The sequence below is a fragment of the Streptomyces sp. NPDC033178 genome, from assembly GCF_055577685.1.
The window spans coordinates 422,621-446,498 of the sequence record NZ_JBVIPT010000007.1; the positions used below are offsets into that span (position 1 = coordinate 422,621).

Consider the following 23,878-nt stretch of genomic DNA (forward strand, 5'->3'; position numbering starts at 1 on the left):
CGCCGGCGGACCGTAGGTGTCCGCGGCAGCAGCCTGCACGCAGGAGGTGGTCGCGAATCTTGACGGGAACTGGAGCGGCCGCGCGAAGGGCTTGGACAAGGCCCTGAAGGCAGGGGGGCGCGGCTCAGCCCGTCGGCGTGAACCGGGCGAGCAGCAGGTCCACCCGGTTCCCTTCGAGCCCGGGGCGCAGCCGGCCGCTGCGGGACAGGACGATCATGCCGTGCAGGGCACCCCAGATGACCTCGGCGGCCAGTTCGGCGTCGTGCTCCGGCGTCACCGCGGCGACCGCCGAGATCAGCTCGCCGAAGGTCTCGATGAGCGGCAGGGGAGTCTCGGCCGTCGCGAAGGCCAGCGGTGAGGAGAGCTCGAACATCGCGCTGTAGAGCGCCGGGTTGTCCCGGGCGAAGTCCAGATAGGTCGCTATGACGGCGCGCAGCCCGGCCGTGGCGCCGTCCGCGGACTCCCGGGCCGCCCGCAGGGTGCCCGCCAGCTCCTCGAATCCCTCCAGGGCGACCGCCCCGACGATGGCCTCCTTGCCCTGGAAATGGCTGTAGAGCACGGGCTGGCTGTACTCGATCTCCTCGGCCAGCCGCCGGGTGGTGACGGCATGCCAGCCCTCCGCCTCGGCGAGCCGACGCGCGGTGTCCACGATGAGCTGGTTGCGGCGTCGGTACTCGCGCTCACGCCGTGCATGGATCGACATGCCCACACATTAGCCACCCGGGGGCCACGAAAATCACCATTGCGATGCCATTGACAGGATTGCTAGTGTCGCTAGGAATCCACGGGGGTGGTGTTGGTCTGCGGGCCGAGCCATGCCTCTGAACGCCGCCGTCCGACACGGACGATCCCGCTTCTGGAGGAATGGTGTCCGAGCGTTCGACCGCCGTGGCTGCGGTGGACCGCAGCCGCACTGTCTGGGCCATGATCATCACGTCTCTGGCCGGCTTCATGGCCTCCCTCGACATCCTCATCGTGGTCACGGCCCTGCCGGCGATCCGGGAGGATCTCGGCGGCGGCATCGAGGAGCTGGAGTGGACGGTCAACTCCTACACACTCGCCTTCGCCGTGCTGCTGCTCCTCGGCTCGGCCCTGGGCGACCGCTACGGGCGGCGGAAGATCTTCGTCCTCTCCGTCGCCCTGTTCACCGCGGCCTCCGTCGCCGCGGCGCTGAGCACCTCGGCCGGGGCGCTGATCGCGGCCCGCGCGGTGCAGGGCGCGGGCGCCGCGATGATGGCCCCGCTCACCCTCACCCTGCTCACCACCGCCGTGCCCAAGGAGCGGCGCGGACTCGCCTTCGGCGTCTGGGGCGCGGCCAACGGACTGGCTCTGGCCCTCGGCCCGCTGGTGGGCGGTGTCGTGGTCGAGGGCATGTCCTGGAAGTGGATCTTCTGGGTGAACGTCCCGCTCGGGCTGCTCCTCGTCCCGCTCGCCCACCGGCGGCTGCGCGAGAGCCACGGCCCGGCCGGCCGGCTCGACACGGTCGGCACCCTGCTGGTCAGCCTGGGACTGTTCGCCCTGGTCCTGGCGATGATCGAGGGCAACTCGCAGGGCTGGGGCTCGGTGGCGACGCTCACCGAATTCGGCCTGGGAGCTGTGCTGTTGGTGCTCTTCCTGGCCTGGGAGGCGCGTACCCCGGAACCCATGCTGCCGCTGCGGATCTTCCGTGACCGGGCCTTCAGCCTGGTCAACTCGGCCAGCCTGCTGATGTTCGTCGGCCTGTACGGCTCACTGTTCCTGCTGACCCAGCTCCTGCAGCTGGTGATGGGCTACTCCGCGCTGGAGGCCGGGCTGCGCACCCTGCCGCTGTCGGCGATGCCCATCGTCGTGGCACCGGTCGCGGGCGCGCTCTCCGACCGGATCGGCAGCCGCCCCGTCGTCGCCCTCGGCATGGCCTTCCAGACGGCGGGCCTCGCCTGGCTGGCGGCGGTCGTCGGGCCGGACAGCGGATACCCGGGCCTGATCACACCGCTGGTCTTCATCGGCGTCGGCATGGCCCTGTTCTTCTCGCCCGTGGCCAACCTGGTCATGAGCCGGGCCGCCCCGGCCGAGGTGGGCATCGCCTCGGGCGTGAACAACGCACTGCGCCAGCTCGGCGGTGTGCTGGGCGTGGCCCTGATGGGCGCGGTCTTCGCCGCGAGAGGCGGCTACGGCTCGCCGCGGGACTTCACCGACGGTCTGGTGCCCGCGCTCTGGATCGGCGCCGCCGTGCTGGCCGTGGCCTGCGTACTCACACTCGCCATCCCGCGCGGGCCCGCCCCCGTGGCAGCCCCGGCAGCCCCGATGCCCGCGGTGGCCGACGCCAACCTCCGTGTCGTACGGCGGCTGTTCGACGAGGCGCTGTCCGGCCGGGACCTGCCGGTGATCGACGAGATCTACCACCCCGACGTCGTCGACCACGCCCCCTACCCCGGAGCGCCCGCCGGTGTCGCGGGGGTCCACCACAGCATCACCGAGGTGCTGAACGCCTACACCGACACCGCGTACCGCGTCGAGGACATCCACGGCGAGGGCGACAGCGTCCGCGTCCGGGTCCACTTCCAGGGCCGGCCGACCCGGCGGCTGCTCGGCCAGCGCGGCACCAAGGGCGCCGTACACACCGTCCAGAACCTCACCTTCCGCCTCACCGACGGGCTGATCGTCGAGCGCCGGGCCGAGCGGCCCGTGCCGTGTCCCGACCCGCTGAACTGCGAGGACGCCCCACTCGACGCATCACCGCAGCCCGTCTCCCACGGAAAGGAATGACGACCATGACCACTGCCCAGCACGCGATCATCGCCGGAGGAGGCATCGGCGGCCTCGCCGCCGCTGTCGCCTTGAACCAGGCCGGTATCCGGACCACCGTCTACGAACGCGGCGAGGAACTGCGCGTCGGCGGAGCGGGACTCCACCTGTGGACCAACGCCATGCTGGCCCTGGAGAGCCTCGGCCTCACCGACGCGGTCCGTAAGACGGCCCCGGTGCAGCAGTTCTGCGAGTTCCGCACCTGGCGCGGCGACCTGCTCGGCTCCTGGCCGGTGGGCGAGTTCGAGGACCGGTTCGGCCAGCCGACCGTGGCCATCGCCCGTTCCGCGCTCCACGAGGTACTGCAGACCGGTCTGACCGACACACAGATCCGCACGGGCACCGCGCTCACCGGCTTCGAGCAGGACGGCGACGGGGTCACCGCCCGCCTCTCCGACGGCAGCACCGACCGCGCGGACCTGCTGATCGGCGCCGACGGCATCGGATCGGCCGTCCGTACGCAGCTGATGGGCAGCACGCCGCCGCGGTACGCGGGGTGCGTCGCCTGGCGCGGCATCGCCTCCCTCGGCCCGGACGTGATCCCGGCCGGGAGCTTCCGCTCGATCTTCGGGCGCGGCACCAGGTTCGTCTACTACGACATCGCGCCGGGCCGGGTGCACTGGATGAGCGTGGAGAACGGCCCGGCCGGCGGGACCGACGGCCCCGGCGTACTGGAGACCACCGCCCGGCGGCACCAGGGCTGGGCCGACCCGGTCCAGCGGATCATCGCCGCGACGGACGAGTCCACGGTGATCCGCACCGACATCGTCGACCGGGCCCCCGACACCCAGTGGGGGCAGGGGCGCGTGACGCTCCTCGGCGACGCCGCGCACCCCATGTCCTTCAACGTCGGACAGGGCGCCTGCCAGGCCATCGAGGACGCCGTGATCCTGGCCGAACGACTGCGCTCGGACGACAGCGTGCCGACCGCGCTCGCCGCGTACGAGGCGGAGCGCAAGCCGCGTACCGCCTCCATGCAGAAGGCCGCCAACATCCTCGGAAAGCTCGGTTCCTGGTCCAATCCGGTCGCGGTCGGCGCCCGCCACCTGATCATGCGGGCCGGGTGGGAGCGGGGCGCGTTCAAGAGCATCGAGGCCGACGCCCGCTACGGCACCCGCTGGGCGTCCTCCGCCGGCCGGACCTGACAGCCGCACGCGCCCGGCACCGGACGCGTGCCCACCACTGGAAAGGTACGTCTCTTGTTCGCAGCCCTCGGGAAGTTTGTCCATCGACGGGCGAAGACCGTCCTGCTGAGCGCCGGGCTGTTCGCCGCCCTCGGCGTCGTCTGGGGCACCGGAGTGTTCGGGTCCCTCACGGCGGGCGGTTTCCAGAACTCCGGCAGTGAGTCGGCCCGCGCGGCCGAGCGGGTCGAGGACACCTTCGGCAGGCAGAGCGCCGACATCATCGTGCTCTACTCCAGCACGACCATGAAGGTGGACGACCCCGCCTACCGCCGGGCCGTGACGGAGTCCATCGACTCCGTCGCCCCCGGGGACGTGGCCAGGAAGGTCACGTACTGGGACACGAAGTCGCCCTCGCTGGTCTCCGGCGACCGGAGTTCTACCTACGCGGTGATCACCCTCTCCGAGAAGGACGAGGACGCCAGGAGCGAGCTGTTCCCCGAGATCCGGGACAGGATCGAGCCCCGTGCCGAGTCCGCGGGCCTGACCGCGCGCTTCGGCGGCCAGGTGCCCGTCAGCCACGAGCTGGGCGAACAGGTCGGCAGCGACATCGGCCGCGCGGAGGCGATCTCGCTGCCGCTGCTGATGTTGCTGCTCCTCATGGTGTTCGGCAGCGCGGTGGCCGCGAGCATGCCCCTGCTCATCGGGGTGCTGGCGGTGCTGGGCTCGTTCACCGTGCTCCGCGGCTTCAGCATGGCCACCGACGTCTCGGTCTTCTCCGTCAACATCGTCACCATGCTGGGCCTCGGTCTGGCCATCGACTACTCGCTGTTCATCGTGAACCGCTTCCGCGAGGAGTTGCGGCAGGGGCGCGAGGTCCCCGACGCGATCGAACGCACGGTGGCGACCGCGGGCCGTACCGTCGCCTTCTCCAGCCTGGTGGTGGGCATCTCACTGACCGGCCTGATGTGGTTCGACCAGGTGTTCCTGAGGTCCATGGGCATGGGAGGCCTCGCGGCCGTGCTCGTCGCCATGCTGGGCTCCCTCACCGTGCTGCCCGCCGCGCTGAGTCTGCTCGGGCACCGGGTCGACTCCGGCCGGGTCAGGCTGCCTTGGCGCCGACGCACCCCGGACGCCCGCGAGGCCGCCACGGGACCGTGGTACCGGCTCGCGCGCAGTGTGATGCGGCGGCCCGTCGTCTATCTGGTGGCGACGGTCGTGGGCCTGATCGCGCTCGGACTGCCGTTCCGCAACGTCATGTTCGGCTCGGTGGACGAGCGGGCCCTGCCCTCCAGTGCCGTGAGCCGCCAGGTGAGCGAGGACCTGGAGCGGGACTTCACCGCCGGCGAGGCGGAGGCCATCACGGTCGTGGTCGGCGGCGGGCAGGGCGAGCAGGCCGGCTACCGGAACCGGGTCGCCGGCCTGCCGGACGTGGCCGACGTCGGCGTGGGGGCGCGGAAGGGCGACACCACCCTGTTCCTCGTCCGCCACGATCTCGACCAGTTCTCCGCGGAGGGGCGCGCTCTGGTGCGGGAGGTCCGCGAGGTCGAACCCCCCGACGGCGCCGAGGTACTGGTCGGCGGTCCTTCCGCGCAGCTGACGGACCAACTCGACGACGTGTCCGGCACGTTGCCGTGGATGCTGGGATTCATCGCGCTGGTCACCCTCGTGGTGCTCTTCCTGGCGTTCGGCTCGGTCCTGCTGCCGCTGAAGGCGGTCCTGGTCAACGCTCTGTCGCTCACGGCCTCGTTCGGCGCGATCGTGTGGATCTTCCAGTACGGCCATCTGTCCGAATGGCTCGGCTTCACCCCCACCGGCACCATCGACGCGAACCAGCCGGTGCTGATGTTCGCCATCGCCTTCGGCCTGTCCATGGACTACGAGGTGTTCCTGCTCAGCCGCGTCCGCGAGGAGTGGGACAGGACGGGCGACAACACCGAGGCGGTGGCCGTCGGGCTGCAGCGTACCGGCGCCATCATCACCAGCGCCGCGCTGCTGCTCATCGTGGTCGTGGGGGCGTTCGCCACCTCGGGCATCACCTTCATCAAGATGATCGGGGTGGGGCTGACCATCGCCATCGCCGTGGACGCCCTCGTGGTCCGGTCGCTGCTGGTACCGGCGGCGATGCGGCTGCTGGGCGCGGCCAACTGGTGGGCGCCGGACCCGCTCGCCCGCTTCTGGCAGCGGTACGGCCACAGAGAGGAACCGGGCGTCGCCTCCTCGGGCGGTATGACGTCCGGCACGCCCGCGCCGAGAGACGGAGCGGAGGGGGAAACGACGGCCGTAGGAACGAAGAGTCCCGGCTGAGTCGGTGAGGCATGTGGTGACAGGCGGCCCCCCGGACTCCCCGGGGGGCCGTCCTTACTTGCCCAAGGCACTCACATTTTATGGGTGATTTACACAGCAAGGGCTTGCTTGATCTATGCCACAAGCGCCCCTGTGAGATAATCGACGCAACACGTCAATGCAGAAGGTAGAGTTCCTGCTTGCGAAATTGCGAATAATTCACCACACGGGGGATCACGGATGAATATCGCATTCCAAGTGCTCGGTCCTGTCGAGCTTCGAATAAATAGTCGGCAGATCGACCTGGGCCCAGCACGTCAGCGTAGTTTTCTCGCGGCTCTCCTCATAGAGCCCCAGCAGCCCGTTTCCATCAACACACTCATAGATCGCGTGTGGGCGGGATCACCGCCCGAAGGCGTACGCAATGTCGTGTACACCTACATTGCACGACTGCGCCGCGTCCTGGAGTCGGCGAACCCGGACGGGGGAAATCCCATTCGGCTGGTGCGCGACTCCTCCGGCTACCGGCTGGACGTCACGCCCGGTCACATAGACCTGCACCGGTTCCGCGACCAGCTGGCCCGCGCCCGCGCCATGGATCCCGGCGATCCCCAGCGTTGCCGGGTCCTCGGGCAGGCGCTCGAACTGTGGAAGGGCGAGGCGCTGGCCGGCCTGGAGAACGAGTGGGCGGCCCGGCTCAGGCACAGCCTCCAGCAGCTCAAGAACGACGCCCTGGCCGAATGGGCGGAGGCGGAGCTGCACGCAGGGCGCAGCGCGACCGTCATCTCCGAACTGCGGTACGCCCTGCTGCAGGAGCCGCTCGCCGAGCTCCTGCACGAGCAGCTGATCCGCGCCCTCCTGCACTCCGGGCAGCAGGCCGAGGCCCTCAGCCAGTACGAGCGGGCGCGCCGCGTCATCGCGGACGAGCTGGGCTCCGACCCCGGCCCCGGACTACGGGAGCTGCACCGGCAGGTGCTCGCCGGGGCCGCGCCCGCCCCGGACTCGGTCCGCAAGCGGGTGGCTGCCGTGGCCGCCGGCCGGCACACCGCGCCGGCCGAGCAGCGCCTGCCGCGTCCGCGGGAGGCGGCGGCGGACCGGCCGAACCTGCTGCCGGGGAACGTCGCCGACATCTCGGGTCGCGCGAACTACGTCGACCTGATCCACCGGGTGCTCACCGGGAAGCGGTCGCGGCCGGCGGCTCTCGTCCTCGTCGGAGGAGCGGGGGTCGGCAAGTCCGCACTGGCCATGAACGTGGCCCGCGGCCTGGGAACGCACTATCCGGACGGGACGCTCTTCCTGGACCTGCGCGGCGGCAGCGACCGGCCGCTGCACGCCGCCGCGGCGGTCGTACGGCTGCTGAGGGCCCTGGGGGCCGACGCGGACGACGGCCGGGACCTGGACGAACTGGCCTCGCTGTACCAGAGCCGGCTGCGCGGCAAGCGGGTGCTGCTGGTCCTGGACGACGCCGCGGACGAGGGCCAGATCCTGCCGCTGCTGTCCAACGAACCGGGCTGCGGAGTGCTGGTGACCAGCCGTCACCCCTCGCTGCGTCCCGTCGGTGCCCATGTCCTTCCGGTGACGCCGCTCTCTCCCGACGACGGCCTTCAGCTGCTCCGTGACCTGCTGGGCGAGCAGCGGGTAAGGGCCGAGCCCGCGGCGGCCCGGGAACTCGTGGCGCTGTGCGAGGGGCTGCCGCTGCCGCTGCGCGCGATCTCCAACCGCCTGCTGGCGCGCCCGCACTGGTCGCTGCGGATCACGGTGGAGCGCGCGCTGGACGAGGAGCGCAGGCTGGACACGCTCTCCTACGGATCGCTGGACTACGGGGAGCGCCTCACCAGCGTCTACCGGCAGTTGACGCCCTTGGCGTCGCAGTTCCTGCGCCGGCTCGGCTGCAGGCCGGCCTCGGACTCCGTGTCCGCCGAGCAGGTCATGTCCGGACTCTCCGTGGAAGAGGCCGAGGAGGTACTGGAACAACTCGTGGACGCCCATCTCCTGGATGTCACGGAAGTGGATTCGCACGGCACCGTTCACTACCGCATCCGCGGTCTCCGCCGGATATTCGCCAGGAAAATGGCCGAGCTGGAAGAGGTCTGCGCCTCGGCGGGGCGCTGAAACCCGCGGAATAAACGGAACTATTTCTTCCCGGAAAACGGAATTCCCGGCTCCTGAACCCCGGTCCGCGGACGGCCCGCGGACCGGGGTTTCTTCCTGCCCGGACCGCCTGCCGCACTTCGTGCCGCATTCCAGATCATCCGGATCCCTTCAAGGTGCAATCAAGATTCCTCCCAGCTGCGCGGCAGAGAGTGGGGGAGCGGGTCGAGAGCAGGTGTACGGCCCCCGGTCTTGGAAATCCAGAAGGGCAGGACAGATGTCATTCACGATTCCGCCGCCCGACGTACGGGAGGAGGAGACGGCCCGGCACACCCGGGTCGCACAACCTGCGGGTGCCGGCACCGCGTTCGCCATGTTCCCGGGCCAGGGCTCACAGCGGCCCGGTATGGCACAGCATCTTCTGGCCCGGTACCCGGACAGCGCAGGCCGGGTCCTTCAGGACGCGGGCCGCACCCTCGGCGCACCGCTCGCCGAGATCTGTGTCTCCGGCACCGCCGAGGAACTGGCGCGCACCGAGATCACCCAGCCCGCCGTCCTGGCGGTCAGCCTGGCCACCTACGAAGCCCTGCGCCGGGAACACGGGTTCACGCCCGCCGCCGTCGCGGGCCACAGCCTCGGTGAGTACACGGCGCTGGTCGCCGCGGGAGTGCTCACCCCCGAGGACGCCGTGCGCCTGGTACTGCGCCGCAGCACGCTGATGGCCGCGGTCGGCAGGCGGGTCTCCGGTGGCATGACCGCCGTGGTCGGGCTGAGTTCCGCCGAGGTCGCGGCGCTGTGCGACCTCCGCGACACCCCCGGCGTCGCGGAGGTCGCCAACTACAACGAGGAGCGGCAGACCGTGGTCTCCGGCGAGCTCGCCGCGGTGACCGAGGTCGGCCGCAGGGCCACGGAGGCCGGGGCCGAGCGCGTGGTGCCGCTGTCCGTCAGCGCGCCCTTCCACTGCTCGCTGATGCGGGAGATCGAGCCGGAGTTCGCCGCCGAGCTCGACCGCGTCTCCTTCCGCGACCCGCGCCTTCCGGTGCTCAGCTCCGTGACCGGCACCTGGGTGCGCAGCGGCGATGAGGCCCGCCGGCTGCTGCGCCGCCAACTCGCCGGTCCCGTGCGCTGGCTGGACGTGCTGCACGCCGCACGCGACGCCGGGCTCGGCCCGTACGTCGAGACCGGTCCCGGGCGGGTGCTCAGCGGGTTCGCCCGGCGCACCGTTCCCGGGGCGACCGTACGCAGCACCAACGACCCTCGGTACGTCAGCGCCCTGCTGAGCGTCCTGACGGGCTGAGCCCCGTCGGACGCTCCGCGGCAAGGGCCGGTTCGGAACGCAACGGGCCGTCCGTGGCCGAGCGCGCAGTTCACCGCGCCCCATGGGGCGCCATCACACAGGCACATTGTGTGCCGGAAAAGCCGAAAGGAATCTCCATGACCACCACCACTCTGCTGCCCGCCGTGCAGGAGGCCATCGCCGACGCGCTCGGTATCGACGAGGCGGAGGTGCTTCCGGGCGCCACCCTGCTCGGCGAACTGGGCGCCGAGTCCATCGACCTCCTCGACATCCTGTTCCGCATCGAGCGGGTCAGCGGCGTCAAGGTCACCGTCGCCGACATCGGCGACCTGCTCCAGGGCGGCATCCCGGACGAGGAGTTCGGCGACGAGAACGAGGTCGTCAACGACACCGGCCTGAGCCACCTGGAGCGGGTGCTCCCGCAGTTCGACCGCTCGCAGCTCACCGAGCCGCTCACGGCCGACGGGGTGCTGGGCCTCTTCACCGTCCAGAACCTCCTCGACCTGCTGGCTTCGCGTACCGCCGCCAGTGCTGCCTGAGATACGGGTCGGCACCGACCTCGTCGAGGTCGCGCGCGTCGAGCGGCTGCTCGCGGACAACCCCGAGCTGGCGGACCAGGTGTTCACGGGACGGGAGCGGGCGTACTGCGCCGGCCGCCCGAACCGGAGCGGGGAGCACCTGGCCGCCCGCTTCGCCGCCAAGGAGGCCGTGCTCAAGGCGCTCGGCACCGGGGCGGCGGGCGCCGACTGGACCGAGGTCGAGGTCGTGAACCAGGTCAGCGGACGCCCGGTACTGCGGTTGCACGGCCGGGCGGCCGCACTGGCGCACCGCAGGCGGGTGCGGCAGACCGACATCTCCCTCTCGCACGGGGCGGGACTCGCCACCGCGTACGCCGTCCTGGTGTGCGCCGCGCAGGACCAACAGGACACAACCGGACGGGCAACGACATGAAGCTCCACGACCAGGCCGCCCTGGTGACCGGCGCATCCCGGGGCATCGGCAGAGCCATCGCCCTGGCGCTCGCCGCCGAGGGCGCCGCGATCGCCGTGAACTACCGCTCCAGCCGCGAGGACGCGCTGGGTGTGGTCAAGGAGATCGAGGAGTCCGGCGGACGGGCCGTCGCCCTGCAGGCCGACGTCGCCGACCCGGCGGCCGCGCGGGAACTCGTCGAGGGCGCCAAGGAGGCGCTCGGCGGCCTGCACATCCTCGTCAACAACGCCGGCATCACGGACAACGGCCTGATCTGGGACATGGAGCCCGACGGCTGGTGGGAGGTGATGCGGGTCAACTTCGGCGGCGCCTACCACTGCACGAACGCGGCGGCCGAGGGGCTGATGAGCCAGCGGCAGGGCGCGATCGTGAACATCTCCTCCGTGATGGGGGAGCGCGGTTGGGCCGGGCAGTCCAACTACTCGGCCTCCAAGGGCGCGCTCAACGCCTTCACCCGCAGCACGGCGATCGAACTCGCCCGCTTCGGCGTACGGGTCAACGGCGTCCTGGCGGGCATCGTGCCCACCGACCTGGTCGGGGACGTGCTGGCCAAGGACGGCGGCCGGGGCATGAGGAAACAGGTCCCCATGCGCTCCTTCGCGGACCCGCGGCAGGTCGCGTCGGTCGTCACGTTCCTCGCGGGCCCCGACGCCTCGTACGTCACCGGTGAACTCGTGCAGGTCGACGGCGGGATCACCGCACAACTCGGCATCGGCCATCCCTAGACGAGAACTGTCCCCGGACGAGAACTGTCCCCGGACGAGAGCTGTCCGGACGAGTGCCGTCCCGGACGAGAAAGGAGCGAACTGCATGCGGTTCCATCTGATCGACCGCATCGATTCCTGGCAGCCCCACCGGCGCGTCACCGCACGCAAGGTGACCTCGGTCCACGAGGGCCACTGGCGGCAGACTCCCGAGGGCCCGCAACTGCCCCTCGGGCTGATGCTGGAGGCGCTGTGCCAGGCAGGCACCTGGCTGATCATGCTGAGCACCGACCACCGCAAACGTGCGGCGCTCCTCACCGTGCGCGAGGCGGTCTCCGGCGTGCCCGTGCGGCCCGGCGACATCCTGCGGATGGAGGCCGAGGTGGTCTCCCACAGCGAGGAGGCCGCGGTGATCGACGGCAGGGTCACCTGCGAGGGCAGGACCGTGCTGGAGGCGAGCGGCATCATGTGCGCGCTGATCGACGCCGAACAGCTGGACGACCCCGCCGACACGGCCCGGATGGCGGCCCAGCTCCTCGGCAGCACGAAGGCGGCGGCATGACAGGGCGCAGGGTCGTCATCACGGGCATGGGCGCGATCACCCCGCTCGGCAACGACGCGGACTCCACCTGGCGGGGCCTGCGCGAGGGCCGCTCCGGCATCGGACCGCTGACGCTGTTCGACGCGTCCGAGTTCCCGGTGCGCATCGCAGGCCAGGTGCGGGACTTCGACGCGGACACGGCGATCCCGGCCGACCACAGGCCCGGGCGGTTCACCCGCGCCGGCCGGTTCGGCGTCGCGGCCGGTCTGGAGGCGATGCGGCACGCCGGGGTGGGCCCCGGCACCTACGAACCCGACGCGTGCGGTGTCTCGCTGGGCGCCAGCGTGGGCCGGCCCGACCTGCAACTCCTCGTGGACATCGACCGGTTGCGCCAGGAGACCGGCAGGCCGGACGCGTTCCTCACACAGAGCCCGCTCCAGGTCCTCATGGACAACCAGAACCTTCCGCTGAGCGCCCTCGCCCGCGCGCTCGACGCACGCGGGCCCGCGATCGGCGTCAGCACGGCCTGTGCCGGCAGCGCGCACGCGCTGGGAGAGGCGTTCCGGTGCATCCAGGAGGGCGACGCCACCCTGATGCTGGCAGGCGGCCAGGACTCGCTCACCAGCTGGTGCGACATGCTCGGCTTCAGCCTGCTGGGCGCCATGACGGACCGGTACAACGACGATCCGGAGCACGCGTCGAGGCCCTTCGACGACGACCGCTCGGGCTTCGTCGTGGGCGAGGGCGGTGTCGTCTTCGTACTGGAGGAGCGCGAGGCCGCGCTCGCCCGCGGGGCGACCGTGCTGGCCGAACTGCTCGGTTACGCCAGCACACTCAACGCCTGGCGGATCACCGACTCGCCGCCCGACGGGTCCGGCGCCGACCGGGCCATGGAAGGAGCCGTCGCGGAGTCCGGCCTCGGCACGGACGGCATCGACTACGTGGTGGCCCACGGCACGGGCACACCGGGCAACGACCTCTCCGAGACCGTCGCGCTGAAGAAGGTGTTCGGCGAGGACGCGAAGCGGCTGGTGATCAGCTCCCCCAAGTCCATGGCCGGACACCTGACCGCGGCCGGCGCGGGCCTCAACGTACTGGCCGCCATCGGGGCGATGCGCGAGTCGGTCGTGCCGCCGACGCTCAACCTCGACACCCCCGACCGCAGGCTCGACCTCGACTACGTGCCCCACGTGGCCCGGGAGATGCCCGTCTCCGCGGCGCTGGTGAACGCCTTCGCGTTCGGCGGGAGCAACACCAGCCTCGTCGTCGGAGCACACCGGGAGGACACATGATCGCCCCCGCCGCCGTGCCGACGACGACGGAACAGCACCACGACCGGCACGAGATCCGGCACCACCCGGAATTCGACGGGGCCGTGCGCGTGCGGCCGGGCGAGGAGGCGACGGCCGTACGCAACATCCCGAACACCCTCGCCGTCTTCGCCACGCACTTCCCGCGCAAGCCGGTCCTGCCCGGCGTCCTCCTGCTGGAGAGCATGGGCGCGCTCGCCGCGACCGTCTGCGAGGGCCCCGCCTCCACGGGATGGCGGCTCAGCGGGGTGCGCGGCGTGCGCTTCCGCCACTTCGTCGGCCCCGGCGACCAGGTGGAGATCCACGTCCGCGTCACCGGCCGCCACGAGCGGTCCGTGGACCTCAGCGCCTCCGCCCGTGTGGGCGACCGCACCGTCGCCACCGCCCGCACCCTCACCATGACCCTTGGGGAAGCGACGTGAACGACACCGGTACGCAGACACACACGCAACCGCGCCCGCAGACAGGCACCGGCACACCCCGTCGGGTGGTGGTCACCGGCATCGGGCTGGTCACCGCGCTCGGCGAGGGCACCGAGGCCACCTGGGAGGGGCTGCTCGCCGGACGCTCCGGCGTCGGCCCGCTGAGCGGCTACGATCCGGCCCCGCTGCGTACCCGCATCGGCGCGCAGATCCACGGCTTCGACGCCTCCCGCCACCTCAGCCGCCGCTCCCTGCGGATGGTGTGCCGCGGCGACCAGCTGGGAGTCGCCGGAGCGGCGCTCGCCCTCGACGACGCGGGCCTGACGGGTGGCGCCGAACTCGGCTACGACACCGGCCTGTTCCTCGGCGGCAACAAGGACATGCCGGGCATGGACGGCCTCATCGGCGGCGTCGGACGCATCCGCCGCGAGGACGGCAGCCCCGACCTGGGGGTGCTCGGCCGCGAGGCCTCGTCGATCCTGGCACCGCTCTTCTACGTCGAAGGGCTCCAGCCCGCCGCCCTGTTCCACATCTCCGAGAAGTTCGGCATCCGGGGTGCCAACGACTTCTTCGCGGGCACCGCCGACGCCTCGACGATGGCCCTGGGGCGTGCCTTCCGCGCCGTACGGCGCGGCGAGTGCGACCTGGCCCTCGCGGGCGGCTACGACGAGCCGACCTCCTGGTGGACCATGTCCAAGATGGACGGCCTCGGCGTGCTGACCACCCGCAACGACCTGGGCGCCGACGCCTGCCGGCCGTTCGACAAGGAGCACAGCGGCTCTGTCTTCGGCGAGGGCGCGGCGCTGCTCGTCCTGGAGGAGCGGGGCCGCGCACTGGCGCGGGGCGCCCGCGTCTACGCGGAGATCGACGGGTTCGGCAGCGGCACCGACTGCGTACGCCCGCCCGCCACCGACCCCCGCGCCCGCGGGCTCACCCGCGCCATCACACGCGCGCTGCACGACGCACGACGGGACACCACCACCGACTACATCGCGGCGCACGGCTGCGCCACACCGCAGGGGGACGTGAGCGAGACCCACGCCCTGCACGACGCGCTCGGCCACGCCGCGAAGGCGGCGCAGATCAGCAGCGTCAAGCCGCAGACGGGTCATCTCGTCGGCGGGGCGGGCGCGTTGAACGCCGCTGTCGCCGCCCTGGCCCTGCACCACGGCACGGTCCCGGCGACCAGCAACCTCGACGAACCGGCCGCCGAGTGCGATCTGGACTGGGTGCCGGGCAGCCCTCGCGAGTCCCGTCCCGGCACCGCGCTCGCGCTGGCGCGGGGGCTGGAGGGGCAAGCCGCCGCCCTCTCCATGCGGGCGGTCCACTGAACGCGGCCGGTCGAGCACCGGCACTCGAAGACAAACGGGGGATGGAACATGCAGAACGCGCGGAACGCCCGGACCACCGGGGACACAGCGAGCGGGGATCACGCGCCCGGGGCCCGGCGCGTGGTGATCACGGCAACGGGGGCGATCACCGCCCAGGGAGTGGGAACGGACGCCCTGTGGAAGGGAGTCAGCGCCGGCCACGTGGCCATCGGCGAGGTGCGGTGCCGGCCGATGGAGGGCCACGGAACCCGCATCGGCGGTCAGGTGCAGCCCCTCCCGGCCCCCGGCTACGACTACCTCCGGGACCTCGGTGCCACGGAGCGGGAGCCCGCCGTCGACCTGGCCCTGACGGCCGCGTACGAGGCCATGGCCCCCCACGGCCTCACTGGCATCCCCGCCGAGCGCTGGGGCGTGGTGATCGGCAGCTGCAACGGCGGCACCGCCAGCGGCGAGCGCGTCCTGCGCCGCGAACACCGGGGCGAGAGCGTCCCCTCGGACGCACAGCAGCTCATGCTGATCTCCCCGCACACCATCGCGGAGATCCTCGCCAGCGCCTTCGGACTCAAGGGCCCGGTCCTCTCCGTCAACACCGCGTGCGCCTCCGGTGCCCACGCGCTGGCCCACGCCCTGGAGACCATCAGGGCCGGCCGCGCCGACGCCATGCTCGTGGGCGGCACCGACGCCTTCACCGACACCGCCTTCGCGGGCTTCACCAGCCTGGAGTCCCTGTCCGAGAAGCCCGCCGCGCCCTACTCCAGGGACCGCGACGGACTCTCCCTCGGCGAGGGCAGCGGCATGCTCGTCCTGGTCGAGGAGTCCCTGGCCCGGGCGGCCGGAGCGACCGTCCTGGCCGAGGTGCTCGGCTACGGGCTGTCCGCCGACGGGCACCACGCCACGGCCCCGCACCCGCAGGGCGAGGGAGCCGCCCGCGCGATACGCGCCGCACTGGACTCCTCCGGTCTTCGCGCGGAGGACGTGCCCTACATCAACGGCCACGGCACCGGCACCCCGAAGAACGACTCCGCCGAGAGCAACGCCGTACGCGCCGCACTCGGTGCCGCCGCCGAGAAGGCGGCCCTCAGCAGCACCAAGTCCATGATCGGCCACCTGTTGGGCGGGGCCGGCGCGGTCGAGGCGATCGTCACCGTCTCGGCGCTGACCGAACAGACCGCCCCGCCGACCGCCAACTTCACGGAGCCCGACCCCAAGTGCGGCCTCGACGCCGTGCCGCGGACCTCCCGCCCGATGGCCATGGACGTGGCCCTGTCCAACAACTTCGCCTTCGCCGGGGCCAACGCCACCGTCGCGCTGGGCCGCCCCGGCGCCCACGCGTCCCGGCAGCCCGCGCCCTGGGACGAGCGGGTCGTCATCACCGGGGTCGGCGTGCTCAGCTCCGGCGGCGACTCGCCCGAGGAACTGTGGGAGACGTACCGCGGCAGGACGGCCGTCGGTGCCGACGAGGACGGCCTCCGGCTGGCCCGCTACGCCTTCGCGCCCGAGCGGCACCTCACCGCCCGGGAGCGCCGCCGCGTCGACCGCATGGGCCAACTGGCCGTCGCCTCCTGCCGGCTGGCGCTGGAGCACGCGGGGCTCACGGCCGACGAACGCGTCGGAGTGGTGCTCGGCAGCGGCCTCGGCCCGATGCGCAGCACCGAGGACTTCTTCCGCCCCGTGATGGAGGAGGGCGCGGCCGCGGCCAACCCCGCCCTGTTCCCCAGCACCGTCTTCAACGCGGCGGCGGGACAGGTCGCCATGCTGCTGGGCGCCAAGGGGCCCACCTCCACGGCGACGGCCTCCCATGCCGCCGGAGCCTCCGCGCTCTGCATCGCCCGCGACATGCTGCGCACCCGTACGGCCGACGCCGTGCTCTGCCCCGCCGTCGACGACCTCACCGAGACGGTGATCAGCGGCTACCGCGCGCTGCCGCTGACCGGCGGCCCGGCCGGACACCGCTACGCCCTGTCCGAGGGCGGCATCACCCTGCTGCTGGAACGCGAGTCGGCGGCCCGGGCACGCGGCGCGCGGGTCCTCGCGGAGTTCACCGGGCAGGGCATCACCCACGACGCGGCGGGCGCCGGACGCTGGGACACCCAGGGCCACGGCATGCACCGCGCCATGCGGCTGGCGCTGGCCGACGCCGGCCTCGACCCGGACGGGCTGACGGCCGTCTGGGCCAACGCGACCGGAATCGCCGCCGTCGACCGCCCCGAGATCCGCGCGCTGCGCAGGCTCGGCGCCACGGCCCCGACGTACACGCCCAAGCGGACCCTCGGCGAACCCGTCGGCGCGGGCGCCCAGATGAGCTCCGCGCTGGCCATCAGCGGCTGGCAGCAGGGACTGCCCCAGGGGCCCGCCCTGATCAACAGCTCCTCGCTCGGCGGCACCCACATCAGCCTGGTCCTGACTCCCGGAAGGCAGCACTGAACCTCATGGCATCCCTTGCGACTCCCACGACGGCACGTCCCGCACCGCACACGGACCCGACCGCGCGCCATGTCTCGGTGCTGAGCACCGGTGCCGACCTGCCCGGCGACCCGATCGACAACGCCACCCTGGAGCAGGTGTGCGGCCCGCTCCCCGAGGACGTGCTCCAGGGCATCGAGGTCCAGCACCGTCACTGGGTGGCGGACCCGTTCACCGGCCGGCACCACAGCGGTACGGCCGAGATGGCGACCAAGGCGGCCCGGCAGGCCCTGGACCGGGCAGGTCTGACCGCCGACGAGGTGGACCTGCTGGTGATGTCCACGGCCAGCCCGGACAACCCGCTGCCCGCCGCCGGAACACTCGTCCAGGAACGGCTGGGCCTGGAGCGCTGCGCGGTGATGGAGTTCCGCGCGGGATGCGTCGGCGCCGTACAGGCCCTGGACACCGCGCGCCGGCTGCTGGCCGACGGCACGTACCGCACCGCGCTGGTCATCGGCGCCGAGTCGATCTCGCCCCTCCTCGTGCCCTTCTACCTGGGCGCGGACCCCGAGAAGGTGCGGATGCGCGACCGGCTGACCGTCCACACCTTCGGCGACGGGGCGGGCGCGGCCGTGCTCCGCGCGGGGGAGGAGGGCTCGGCCGTCGAACGCGGGGCACCGCGGCCCGTCTTCGCGACGCAGTGCCTCGGCGGGAAGCGCAAGCCCGGCATGCTGGTCGTCGGCGGCGGCACGGACGCCCCGCTGGCCGAACAGCAGCGGCGCAAGCGGCTGATGGACATCCGGCTGGACATCCCGGGCACGGCGTCCTTCGGGCCGAAGGTCTTCGTGGCCGGGCTGCGGGACATGCTGGACCGCTCCGGGTTCGCCATGAGCGAGATCGACGCGTGTGTCCTTCCCGAGGGCAACGCGGAGTACTTCAGCAAGGAGTTCGAGGAGGCGGGGCTCGGCGCGGACGAGTACGCGAGCCTCCAGAAGAACATCGTCGAGAACCTCGACGCCGTGGGCGCGACCGGCTCGGCCGCCGTACCGCTCGCGCTGGACGAGGGCTGGCGCACGGGCCGCGTGAAGCCCGGGGACACCGTGCTGCTGCTGGCCATCGAGGCGAGCCGCTACCTCTACGCCGGTCTGACCCTGACCTGGGAGGCCGACTGGAGCGGGGTCCAGGGCGTCGCAGCGCCGTAGAGCCCACCCGGTGGCGCTCATTCCGTGGCGCTCATCCCCGTACGGACGGCGAGCGGCGACAGGAGCCGGACGGCCGGCGGCGACAGGAGCCGGACGGCGACCGCAACCCCGCGCGGGCGGCGGGGAGTTGCCGGGAGTCGAGACCGGGCGGCCCGGGAGTACCGGGCCGCCCGATCTGTACTCTTCCATTACCCACACCACCCTTGACAGCGTGCGTACTGTTTCGCGACGTTTGAGCCCCGCCGAACAGTTCGAGGCGGGGGCAGGACGCGGAGAGCGCGTCATGGGGGAATGGGGGCGCCCGTGCGGTCCATGAGCACCATCACGATCCACAGACCCGAGGAACTGAGCATCCCACTGCGCCGGGCCTGGCACCGCGCGATGGACGAGTCACCGGACTACGCGAACCCCTTCCTGGCACCGGAGTTCGCGGCGGGGATCGGCCGGCACCGCGGTGGGGCGCGGGTGGCGGTCCTGCACGAGGGCGGCGAGGCCGTCGGCTTCCTCCCGTACGAGCGCAACGCCCTGGGGGTGGGCCGGGCCATCGGACTCGGTCTCTCCGACGCCCAGGCCCTCGTGCACCGGCCCGGCGTCACCTGGGACACCCGGGAACTGCTGCGGGCCTGCGGTCTCTCGGTCTTCGAGTTCGACCACCTCGTCGAGGAGCAGAAGCCCTTCGGGCCCTACGTCACGGGGACGTTCGCCTCACCGGCCGTCGATCTGAAGGACGGCGACGACGCGGGCTACGCGGAGTGGCTGCGCGGCGCGTACCCGGGGCTGGCCAAGACGACGCTGAAGAAGGAACGCCGGCTGGCGCGCGACCTGGGCGAGATGCGGTTCGTCTTCGACGAGCGCGATCCTGGGGCGCTGCGCACGCTCATGCGGTGGAAGTCCGCCCAGTACCGCCGGACGGGACGGATGGACCGGTTCGCACGGCCGTGGATCGTGGAGCTCGTGGACCAGCTGTTCCAGGTCCGCGAGGAGCACTTCACCGGTGTGCTGTCCGTGGTGTACGCGGGGGAACGGCCGGTGGCCGCGCACTTCGGGCCCAGATCGCGCACGGTGTTCGCGCCGTGGTTCACCGCGTACGACCCCGACCTCCAGTACTACTCGCCCGGCCTGATCATGCACCTCCGCATGGCCGAGGCCGCCGGCCGGGACGGCGTGCGGCTCATGGACCTGGGGCGCGGCGACAAGGAGTGGAAGGACTGGCTCAAGACCCGCGAGCTGCGCGTCGGTGAAGGCTTCGCGGTCCGCCCCCACCCGGTGGCCACGGCACACCGGCTGTGGCGCAGGCCGGTGCGCGGGCTGCGGAACACGGTCCTGGCCCATCCGCGGCTGCGGGAACCGGCCGACCGGCTGCTGAAGACGGTCGGCACGCTGCGTACGACGGGCCGCATGGGCACGGGCTCCGGCACCGCGCCGCGACGGAACGTGGACCGGCGGGGCACCACGAACGCGCAGGGCCCCGCGAAGCCGGTGGGGAACGCGAACGCGCGGGGCAACGCCGACCCACAGCGGAACGCGAACGCGCAGGGCCCCGCGGCCCCGCGGCGGGAGAGGTGACGATGCCGTACGGATCGCGGCTCGCCGCGACGATGGCACGCCGGCTCGGACGGGAGTGCGTCTACACGCCCTCGGCACGCCTCGCCCTGTACCTGGCACTGCGGCGCTGGTGCCGGCCGGGCGGGCGGGTGCTGATGTCACCGGTGAACGACGACGTGATCCTCTTCGTCGTCCTCGCGGCCGGACTGCGCCCGGTGCTGGCCCCCGTGTCGGTCTGGGACGGCAACATCGACCCGGCCGCCGTACCGGAGTCCACCTGGCGCGGCGTGGACGCCGTCCTCACCACGAACCTGTACGGCATGCCGGACCGGGTCGTGGAACTGCGCCTGCGCTGCGAGGAGTTGGGGATCCCCCTGATCGAGGACGCCGCGCATGCGATCGGCACGCACCTGGACGGGCAGCCGATCGGGACGTTCGGAACGGCGGCGGCCTTCAGCCTCTCCAAGCACGTGGCGGCGATGGCGGGCGGCTTCCTTGCCGTGGAGGACGCGCGCACCCGCCGGGAGCTGGAGCTGCTGCGGGACGACCTCCTGGTCCCGGGCCGCCTGGCCGGCGACGTGGCAACCGCCCTGCGCCCACTGGCGCGTTCGGCCGTCCGCACCCTGCACCTGGTGCGCCCGGCCTGGCGGACGATGCAACGCCTCGGCCTCCTCGAACGCGACGACTTCCGCATGCCCCTGCACGCGCCCCGGCTCTCCGCCAGCGCGCTCCGGGCGCCGAGCCTGACCGCGTACGAGCCATGGATACGCGTCGACCTCCACGACTTCCGGACCCGCCACGGAACCCTGGTGCGCGGCCAGTTGAAGCTCCGCATGGCGCTGCTCGACGAGAACCTCACCCGCCGCCGCGCAGGTGTCAGCGTCCTCTCCGGCACGGCCTGGGCCTCACCGGCACTCCGCGACCGCGCGGCACGGGGCGGCCCGCTGCCCCTCTTCCGGGTCCCGCTCCTGGTCCACGACCGCGACGCCCTCGTGGAGCGCCTGGTGAAACACGGAGTGGTCGCGGGCTACATCTACGATCCCCCGCTCGACGACTACGCGGGCGCGGAGTTCGTCGAACCGTCCCCCGACCCGTCGTCCGCCCGCTGGTTCGCCTCCCACGTCCTGCCGGCCGATCCCCTCCAGGCCCGCACCCTCACCGACGCCCTCACGAGTGAACGGACGAGGACCGCCCACCCGCCGGCTCCGACCGCCGCCGTCCCGGACGCGACACCACCGGCGCCGTTGGGCCAGTGACCGCCCGGTGAACGCCTTTCAGTCGCCCGAGTGAGTCCGACCCACCGCGACCGGGGCCTCAGGGCCGCTCCGTGTCGTACGCCGTCTGGTTCCGCTCGATGTCGGGGTTGTTGTCGACGGCCCATTCGGCCAGGGCCACGGCGGGCTCGATCAAGGTCCGCCCCATCGCGGTGAGTTCGTACTCGACGCGGGGCGGGACCTCGGCGTACGCCGTGCGGGTCACGAGGCCGTCGCGCTCCAGCTGCCGGACCGTGCGGGTGAGCATGCGCTGCGAGATACCGGGGACGCGCTGCTGCAGCTCGGTGAAGCGCATGCGCTCGCCGTCGAGGGTGGCCACCACCAGCAGCGTCCACTTGTCGCCGATGCGGTCCAGGATGCCCCGGACCGCACGGCCGCCGTCGCCGCGGATGAGGCAGGTCCTGCGGTACTTCGACATCGGCGTCCCCTGTTCGCAACGCACACCGGTGTGCCTTTTGTAAGGGTCTCGATAGTCACCGACCATGTGCCCACTGACAAGTGGTGACCATGACGGAGGACGAAGAACATGGAGATCGCCTACTGGATCGTCGCCGGGCTCCTCGCCGCCTTCTACCTGTACGCGGGTGGCAAGAAGGTCGTGCAGAGCAAGGAGCAACTGGCGCCCATGATGGGCTGGGTGGACACGGTTCCGATGGGGGCCGTCCGGGCCATCGGGACCATCGAGCTCCTCGGCGCCGCCGGCCTCGTACTGCCGCCGCTCACCGGGACGGCCCCCGTCCTCGCGATACTCGCGGCACTCGGCTTCCTCGTACTCCAGATCCTGGCGACCGCCCTGCACCTGTCCCGCGGAGAGGTGAAGGAGACCGGCCTCAACGTCACCCTCGTCGCGCTCGCCGGGGTGGCCGCGTGGCTGGGCACGACGTGGTGAGCCGCTGAGGCTCGATCTTCAGCGCGGTTCCGCGGAACCCGGACCGTGATCTTTCCGTCTTCCCTCGTCGGGCGGGTTGTTCTTCATGGGGGAGAACGCGGCCACGGCGGGAAGGCGGTGGACGGAACCCACTCTGTCCGTTGACCGGAATCTATTAAATCGGCTGAAAATTGAGATACATAACCTGGCGTGATTCTGCGCGGACAAGAAGCAGAATCACGCTCTCCGGGCGGCGTGGGCCGCGGGCGGGACTCTGGGGCGCGGCGGGTGTCGTGGGCCTCGGATTCCTCGTGGCGCTGGAGATGGCCGCACGTCACTACGGCCAGCCGGGGCCGATCACCAACCAGGCGCGAGAGGTGATGTTCGCTCCGAAGTCCGGCTTCCTGTTGTACGCCGGTATGGCATTGATGATGGTGGTTCTCACCTGGCGGCAACGGTTCATCGCCGCCGGCGCCGCGATCGGTATCGACATCGCATTCTCGGCGGTCCGGTGGGCGGCGGACGCCAGGGTGACCGACGGCCACCCCTTCGGCAACGGCGCGCTGTGGGTGATCCTGGGCTGCGCGGTCATCGCGATGACTCGCCGTACCGGCCCGGAACGGGTCCTGCTGCTGAAGGGCGTCGGGCTGGCCCTGCTCCTGGTGGCCGGCCGCAAGACCGGCGACACCTGGCTGCTCATCACCTCCAGGACCCGCCCGGGGGTGCTCGACCAGTACGTGGCAACCGCCGATCACGCGCTGGGCAACCCGTCGTGGCTGGTGGGCCGGATCGTCGCGGCCACCGGCCCGATCGGCTCGAATCTTCTCAACATCGTCTACGGCCAGCTCGCGGTGGCCGCGGTCGTCGTCGCGCTGTACCAACTGCGCCACGTGGCGGTCGAGCGCCGCTTCCCGCGCCATCATCTGGTGCGTACGTTTCTGGTGATCGGCCTTCTCGGGCCCGCCACCTACCTGATCTTCCCGGTGGTCGGACCGGTCTTCGCCTACGGCACCGGTGTCGAGCACTGGTCGTCCGTCGGCCTGTGGCCGGAAGCGCCGCCCAGCGGGCAGTGGGCGGTGGCCAACCTGTGGCCGCAGACGCTGCCGCGGATCAGCACCCCGTACCCCATGCCGTTCGACGAGGTCACCCCACGGAACTGCATGCCCAGCCTGCACACGGCGTGGGCCACCGCGATCTTCATCCACTCGCGGAGGGCTCCGCGGATTCTGCGATTCGCGGGCACGTTCTGGCTGGTGGCCACGCTCGGCGCAACGCTGGGATTCGGCTACCACTACGGCGTGGATCTCATCGCAGGCGTGGTGTTCACGCTCACGATCGAGGCGGCTCTGCGCTCGCTCGACCGCGGCTGGGACCGACCAGGGCTCCAGCTCGTCGCCTACGGCACGACCGTCTTCACCGCTCTCCTGGTGTCGTACCGCTACCTGCCGCTGGAGATGGCCAGGCATCCGTGGCTGTACGGCCCCCTTCTCGTGCTGGCGATGACGTCCGTGATCTACGGGTACGCGAGGACCGTCGCACTGTGGGAGCCGAGGGCTGCCGCGGCGCGACAGCCGGAGCGGCAACCTGAACTGGTCTGAGCTGTGTTGCACCTGGTGTGGGCTGAGGGCTGAGGGCGGAGGTGAGGGATGACGGGTGGGCGGTCAGTAGGTCCGCCGGTCGGTCTGTCGACCCGTCGTCGGCCGGTTCGG

At 71.8% G+C, this 23,878-nt stretch carries 20 protein-coding genes; 18 read left to right on the forward strand and 2 right to left on the reverse strand.

The window, feature by feature from the left end; all coding sequences use genetic code 11:
- Window positions 1-124: 124 nt before the first annotated feature.
- A complete protein-coding gene (locus ACZ5VQ_RS20410) occupies window positions 125-703 on the reverse strand; it encodes a TetR/AcrR family transcriptional regulator (RefSeq protein WP_469106104.1) in 579 nt (192 codons plus the stop codon).
- Window positions 704-924: 221 nt separating this feature from the next.
- Between ACZ5VQ_RS20410 and ACZ5VQ_RS20415 the strand changes: the two genes are divergently transcribed.
- The 16 genes from ACZ5VQ_RS20415 to ACZ5VQ_RS20490 all read left to right on the forward strand — a co-directional run bounded on the left by ACZ5VQ_RS20415 (window position 925) and on the right by ACZ5VQ_RS20490 (window position 21,283).
- Window positions 925-2,745, forward strand: a complete 1,821-nt coding sequence (locus ACZ5VQ_RS20415) for a DHA2 family efflux MFS transporter permease subunit (RefSeq protein WP_469106105.1) — start codon at window positions 925-927, stop codon at window positions 2,743-2,745.
- A 5-nt stretch (window positions 2,746-2,750) separates the two neighbouring features.
- Window positions 2,751-3,929: an FAD-dependent oxidoreductase gene (locus ACZ5VQ_RS20420; RefSeq protein ID WP_469106106.1), complete on the forward strand. Its 1,179-nt coding sequence runs from the start codon at window positions 2,751-2,753 to the stop codon at window positions 3,927-3,929.
- A gap of 54 nt (window positions 3,930-3,983) precedes the next feature.
- A complete protein-coding gene (locus ACZ5VQ_RS20425; RefSeq protein WP_469106107.1) occupies window positions 3,984-6,212 on the forward strand; it encodes an MMPL family transporter in 2,229 nt (742 codons plus the stop codon).
- Between the two features lie 219 nt (window positions 6,213-6,431).
- Window positions 6,432-8,303 carry an AfsR/SARP family transcriptional regulator gene (locus tag ACZ5VQ_RS20430; RefSeq protein WP_469106108.1) on the forward strand — a complete coding sequence of 624 codons (1,872 nt, stop codon included), beginning with the start codon at window positions 6,432-6,434 and terminating at the stop codon, window positions 8,301-8,303.
- Window positions 8,304-8,559: 256 nt separating this feature from the next.
- A complete protein-coding gene (gene fabD, locus ACZ5VQ_RS20435) occupies window positions 8,560-9,579 on the forward strand; it encodes an ACP S-malonyltransferase (protein ID WP_469106109.1) in 1,020 nt (339 codons plus the stop codon).
- 137 nt (window positions 9,580-9,716) lie between these two features.
- The gene (locus ACZ5VQ_RS20440) at window positions 9,717-10,118 is read left to right on the forward strand and encodes an acyl carrier protein (RefSeq protein WP_362080873.1); all 402 of its coding nucleotides are present in this window, start codon (window positions 9,717-9,719) and stop codon (window positions 10,116-10,118) included.
- Entirely contained in the window at window positions 10,108-10,530 is a 423-nt protein-coding gene (locus ACZ5VQ_RS20445; RefSeq protein WP_469106110.1) for a holo-ACP synthase, read from the forward strand. The genes ACZ5VQ_RS20440 and ACZ5VQ_RS20445 overlap by 11 nt, the downstream gene beginning before the upstream one ends.
- Window positions 10,527-11,294, forward strand: coding sequence for an SDR family NAD(P)-dependent oxidoreductase (locus ACZ5VQ_RS20450; protein WP_469106111.1), 768 nt, complete (start codon window positions 10,527-10,529; stop codon window positions 11,292-11,294). The genes ACZ5VQ_RS20445 and ACZ5VQ_RS20450 overlap by 4 nt, the downstream gene beginning before the upstream one ends.
- 85 nt (window positions 11,295-11,379) lie before the next feature.
- Window positions 11,380-11,835 (forward strand): hotdog family protein, encoded by a 456-nt coding sequence (locus ACZ5VQ_RS20455; protein ID WP_469106112.1) that lies wholly within the window; start codon window positions 11,380-11,382, stop codon window positions 11,833-11,835.
- The gene (locus ACZ5VQ_RS20460; protein ID WP_362080885.1) at window positions 11,832-13,106 is read left to right on the forward strand and encodes a beta-ketoacyl-[acyl-carrier-protein] synthase family protein; all 1,275 of its coding nucleotides are present in this window, start codon (window positions 11,832-11,834) and stop codon (window positions 13,104-13,106) included. Before ACZ5VQ_RS20455 ends, ACZ5VQ_RS20460 begins: the two co-directional genes overlap by 4 nt.
- The gene (locus ACZ5VQ_RS20465) at window positions 13,103-13,546 is read left to right on the forward strand and encodes a 3-hydroxyacyl-ACP dehydratase FabZ family protein (protein WP_469106113.1); all 444 of its coding nucleotides are present in this window, start codon (window positions 13,103-13,105) and stop codon (window positions 13,544-13,546) included. The genes ACZ5VQ_RS20460 and ACZ5VQ_RS20465 overlap by 4 nt, the downstream gene beginning before the upstream one ends.
- The gene (locus tag ACZ5VQ_RS20470) at window positions 13,543-14,877 is read left to right on the forward strand and encodes a beta-ketoacyl-[acyl-carrier-protein] synthase family protein (protein WP_469106114.1); all 1,335 of its coding nucleotides are present in this window, start codon (window positions 13,543-13,545) and stop codon (window positions 14,875-14,877) included. The genes ACZ5VQ_RS20465 and ACZ5VQ_RS20470 overlap by 4 nt, the downstream gene beginning before the upstream one ends.
- Window positions 14,878-14,925: 48 nt before the next feature.
- A complete protein-coding gene (locus ACZ5VQ_RS20475; protein ID WP_469106115.1) occupies window positions 14,926-17,301 on the forward strand; it encodes a beta-ketoacyl synthase N-terminal-like domain-containing protein in 2,376 nt (791 codons plus the stop codon).
- 5 nt (window positions 17,302-17,306) lie between these two features.
- Window positions 17,307-18,482 carry a 3-oxoacyl-ACP synthase III family protein gene (locus tag ACZ5VQ_RS20480; RefSeq protein WP_469106116.1) on the forward strand — a complete coding sequence of 392 codons (1,176 nt, stop codon included), beginning with the start codon at window positions 17,307-17,309 and terminating at the stop codon, window positions 18,480-18,482.
- Between the two features lie 312 nt (window positions 18,483-18,794).
- The gene (locus tag ACZ5VQ_RS20485; protein WP_469106117.1) at window positions 18,795-20,048 is read left to right on the forward strand and encodes a GNAT family N-acetyltransferase; all 1,254 of its coding nucleotides are present in this window, start codon (window positions 18,795-18,797) and stop codon (window positions 20,046-20,048) included.
- Window positions 20,049-20,050: 2 nt separating this feature from the next.
- On the forward strand, window positions 20,051-21,283 hold the full coding sequence (locus ACZ5VQ_RS20490) for a DegT/DnrJ/EryC1/StrS family aminotransferase (protein WP_469106118.1): 1,233 nt from the start codon (window positions 20,051-20,053) through the stop codon (window positions 21,281-21,283).
- Between the two features lie 58 nt (window positions 21,284-21,341).
- Here ACZ5VQ_RS20490 and ACZ5VQ_RS20495 read toward each other — a convergent pair whose 3' ends face one another.
- Complete coding sequence (locus tag ACZ5VQ_RS20495; RefSeq protein WP_469106119.1) at window positions 21,342-21,719, reverse strand: winged helix-turn-helix transcriptional regulator; 378 nt, start codon at window positions 21,717-21,719, stop codon at window positions 21,342-21,344.
- A gap of 108 nt (window positions 21,720-21,827) precedes the next feature.
- Between ACZ5VQ_RS20495 and ACZ5VQ_RS20500 the strand changes: the two genes are divergently transcribed.
- The gene (locus ACZ5VQ_RS20500) at window positions 21,828-22,190 is read left to right on the forward strand and encodes a DoxX family protein (protein ID WP_469106120.1); all 363 of its coding nucleotides are present in this window, start codon (window positions 21,828-21,830) and stop codon (window positions 22,188-22,190) included.
- A 302-nt stretch (window positions 22,191-22,492) separates the two neighbouring features.
- A complete protein-coding gene (locus ACZ5VQ_RS20505) occupies window positions 22,493-23,767 on the forward strand; it encodes a phosphatase PAP2 family protein (protein ID WP_469106149.1) in 1,275 nt (424 codons plus the stop codon).
- Window positions 23,768-23,878: the final 111 nt, after the last annotated feature.

Bases quoted from the DNA above. Each gene is read 5' to 3' on its own strand.
- ACZ5VQ_RS20415 (WP_469106105.1), top strand. From the start codon at position 925: ATGATCATCACGTCTCTGGCCGGCTTCATGGCCTCCCTCGACATCCTC.
- ACZ5VQ_RS20455 (WP_469106112.1), top strand. From the start codon at position 11,380: ATGCGGTTCCATCTGATCGACCGCATCGATTCCTGGCAGCCCCACCGG.
- ACZ5VQ_RS20485 (WP_469106117.1), top strand. From the start codon at position 18,795: ATGAGCACCATCACGATCCACAGACCCGAGGAACTGAGCATCCCACTG.
- ACZ5VQ_RS20440 (WP_362080873.1), top strand. From the start codon at position 9,717: ATGACCACCACCACTCTGCTGCCCGCCGTGCAGGAGGCCATCGCCGAC.
- ACZ5VQ_RS20500 (WP_469106120.1), top strand. From the start codon at position 21,828: ATGGAGATCGCCTACTGGATCGTCGCCGGGCTCCTCGCCGCCTTCTAC.
- ACZ5VQ_RS20505 (WP_469106149.1), top strand. From the start codon at position 22,493: ATGGCCGCACGTCACTACGGCCAGCCGGGGCCGATCACCAACCAGGCG.
- ACZ5VQ_RS20475 (WP_469106115.1), top strand. From the start codon at position 14,926: ATGCAGAACGCGCGGAACGCCCGGACCACCGGGGACACAGCGAGCGGG.
- ACZ5VQ_RS20460 (WP_362080885.1), top strand. From the start codon at position 11,832: ATGACAGGGCGCAGGGTCGTCATCACGGGCATGGGCGCGATCACCCCG.
- ACZ5VQ_RS20410 (WP_469106104.1), bottom strand. From the start codon at position 703: ATGTCGATCCATGCACGGCGTGAGCGCGAGTACCGACGCCGCAACCAG.
- ACZ5VQ_RS20495 (WP_469106119.1), bottom strand. From the start codon at position 21,719: ATGTCGAAGTACCGCAGGACCTGCCTCATCCGCGGCGACGGCGGCCGT.
- ACZ5VQ_RS20430 (WP_469106108.1), top strand. From the start codon at position 6,432: ATGAATATCGCATTCCAAGTGCTCGGTCCTGTCGAGCTTCGAATAAAT.
- ACZ5VQ_RS20480 (WP_469106116.1), top strand. From the start codon at position 17,307: ATGGCATCCCTTGCGACTCCCACGACGGCACGTCCCGCACCGCACACG.
- ACZ5VQ_RS20490 (WP_469106118.1), top strand. From the start codon at position 20,051: ATGCCGTACGGATCGCGGCTCGCCGCGACGATGGCACGCCGGCTCGGA.
- ACZ5VQ_RS20420 (WP_469106106.1), top strand. From the start codon at position 2,751: ATGACCACTGCCCAGCACGCGATCATCGCCGGAGGAGGCATCGGCGGC.
- ACZ5VQ_RS20465 (WP_469106113.1), top strand. From the start codon at position 13,103: ATGATCGCCCCCGCCGCCGTGCCGACGACGACGGAACAGCACCACGAC.
- fabD (WP_469106109.1), top strand. From the start codon at position 8,560: ATGTCATTCACGATTCCGCCGCCCGACGTACGGGAGGAGGAGACGGCC.
- ACZ5VQ_RS20450 (WP_469106111.1), top strand. From the start codon at position 10,527: ATGAAGCTCCACGACCAGGCCGCCCTGGTGACCGGCGCATCCCGGGGC.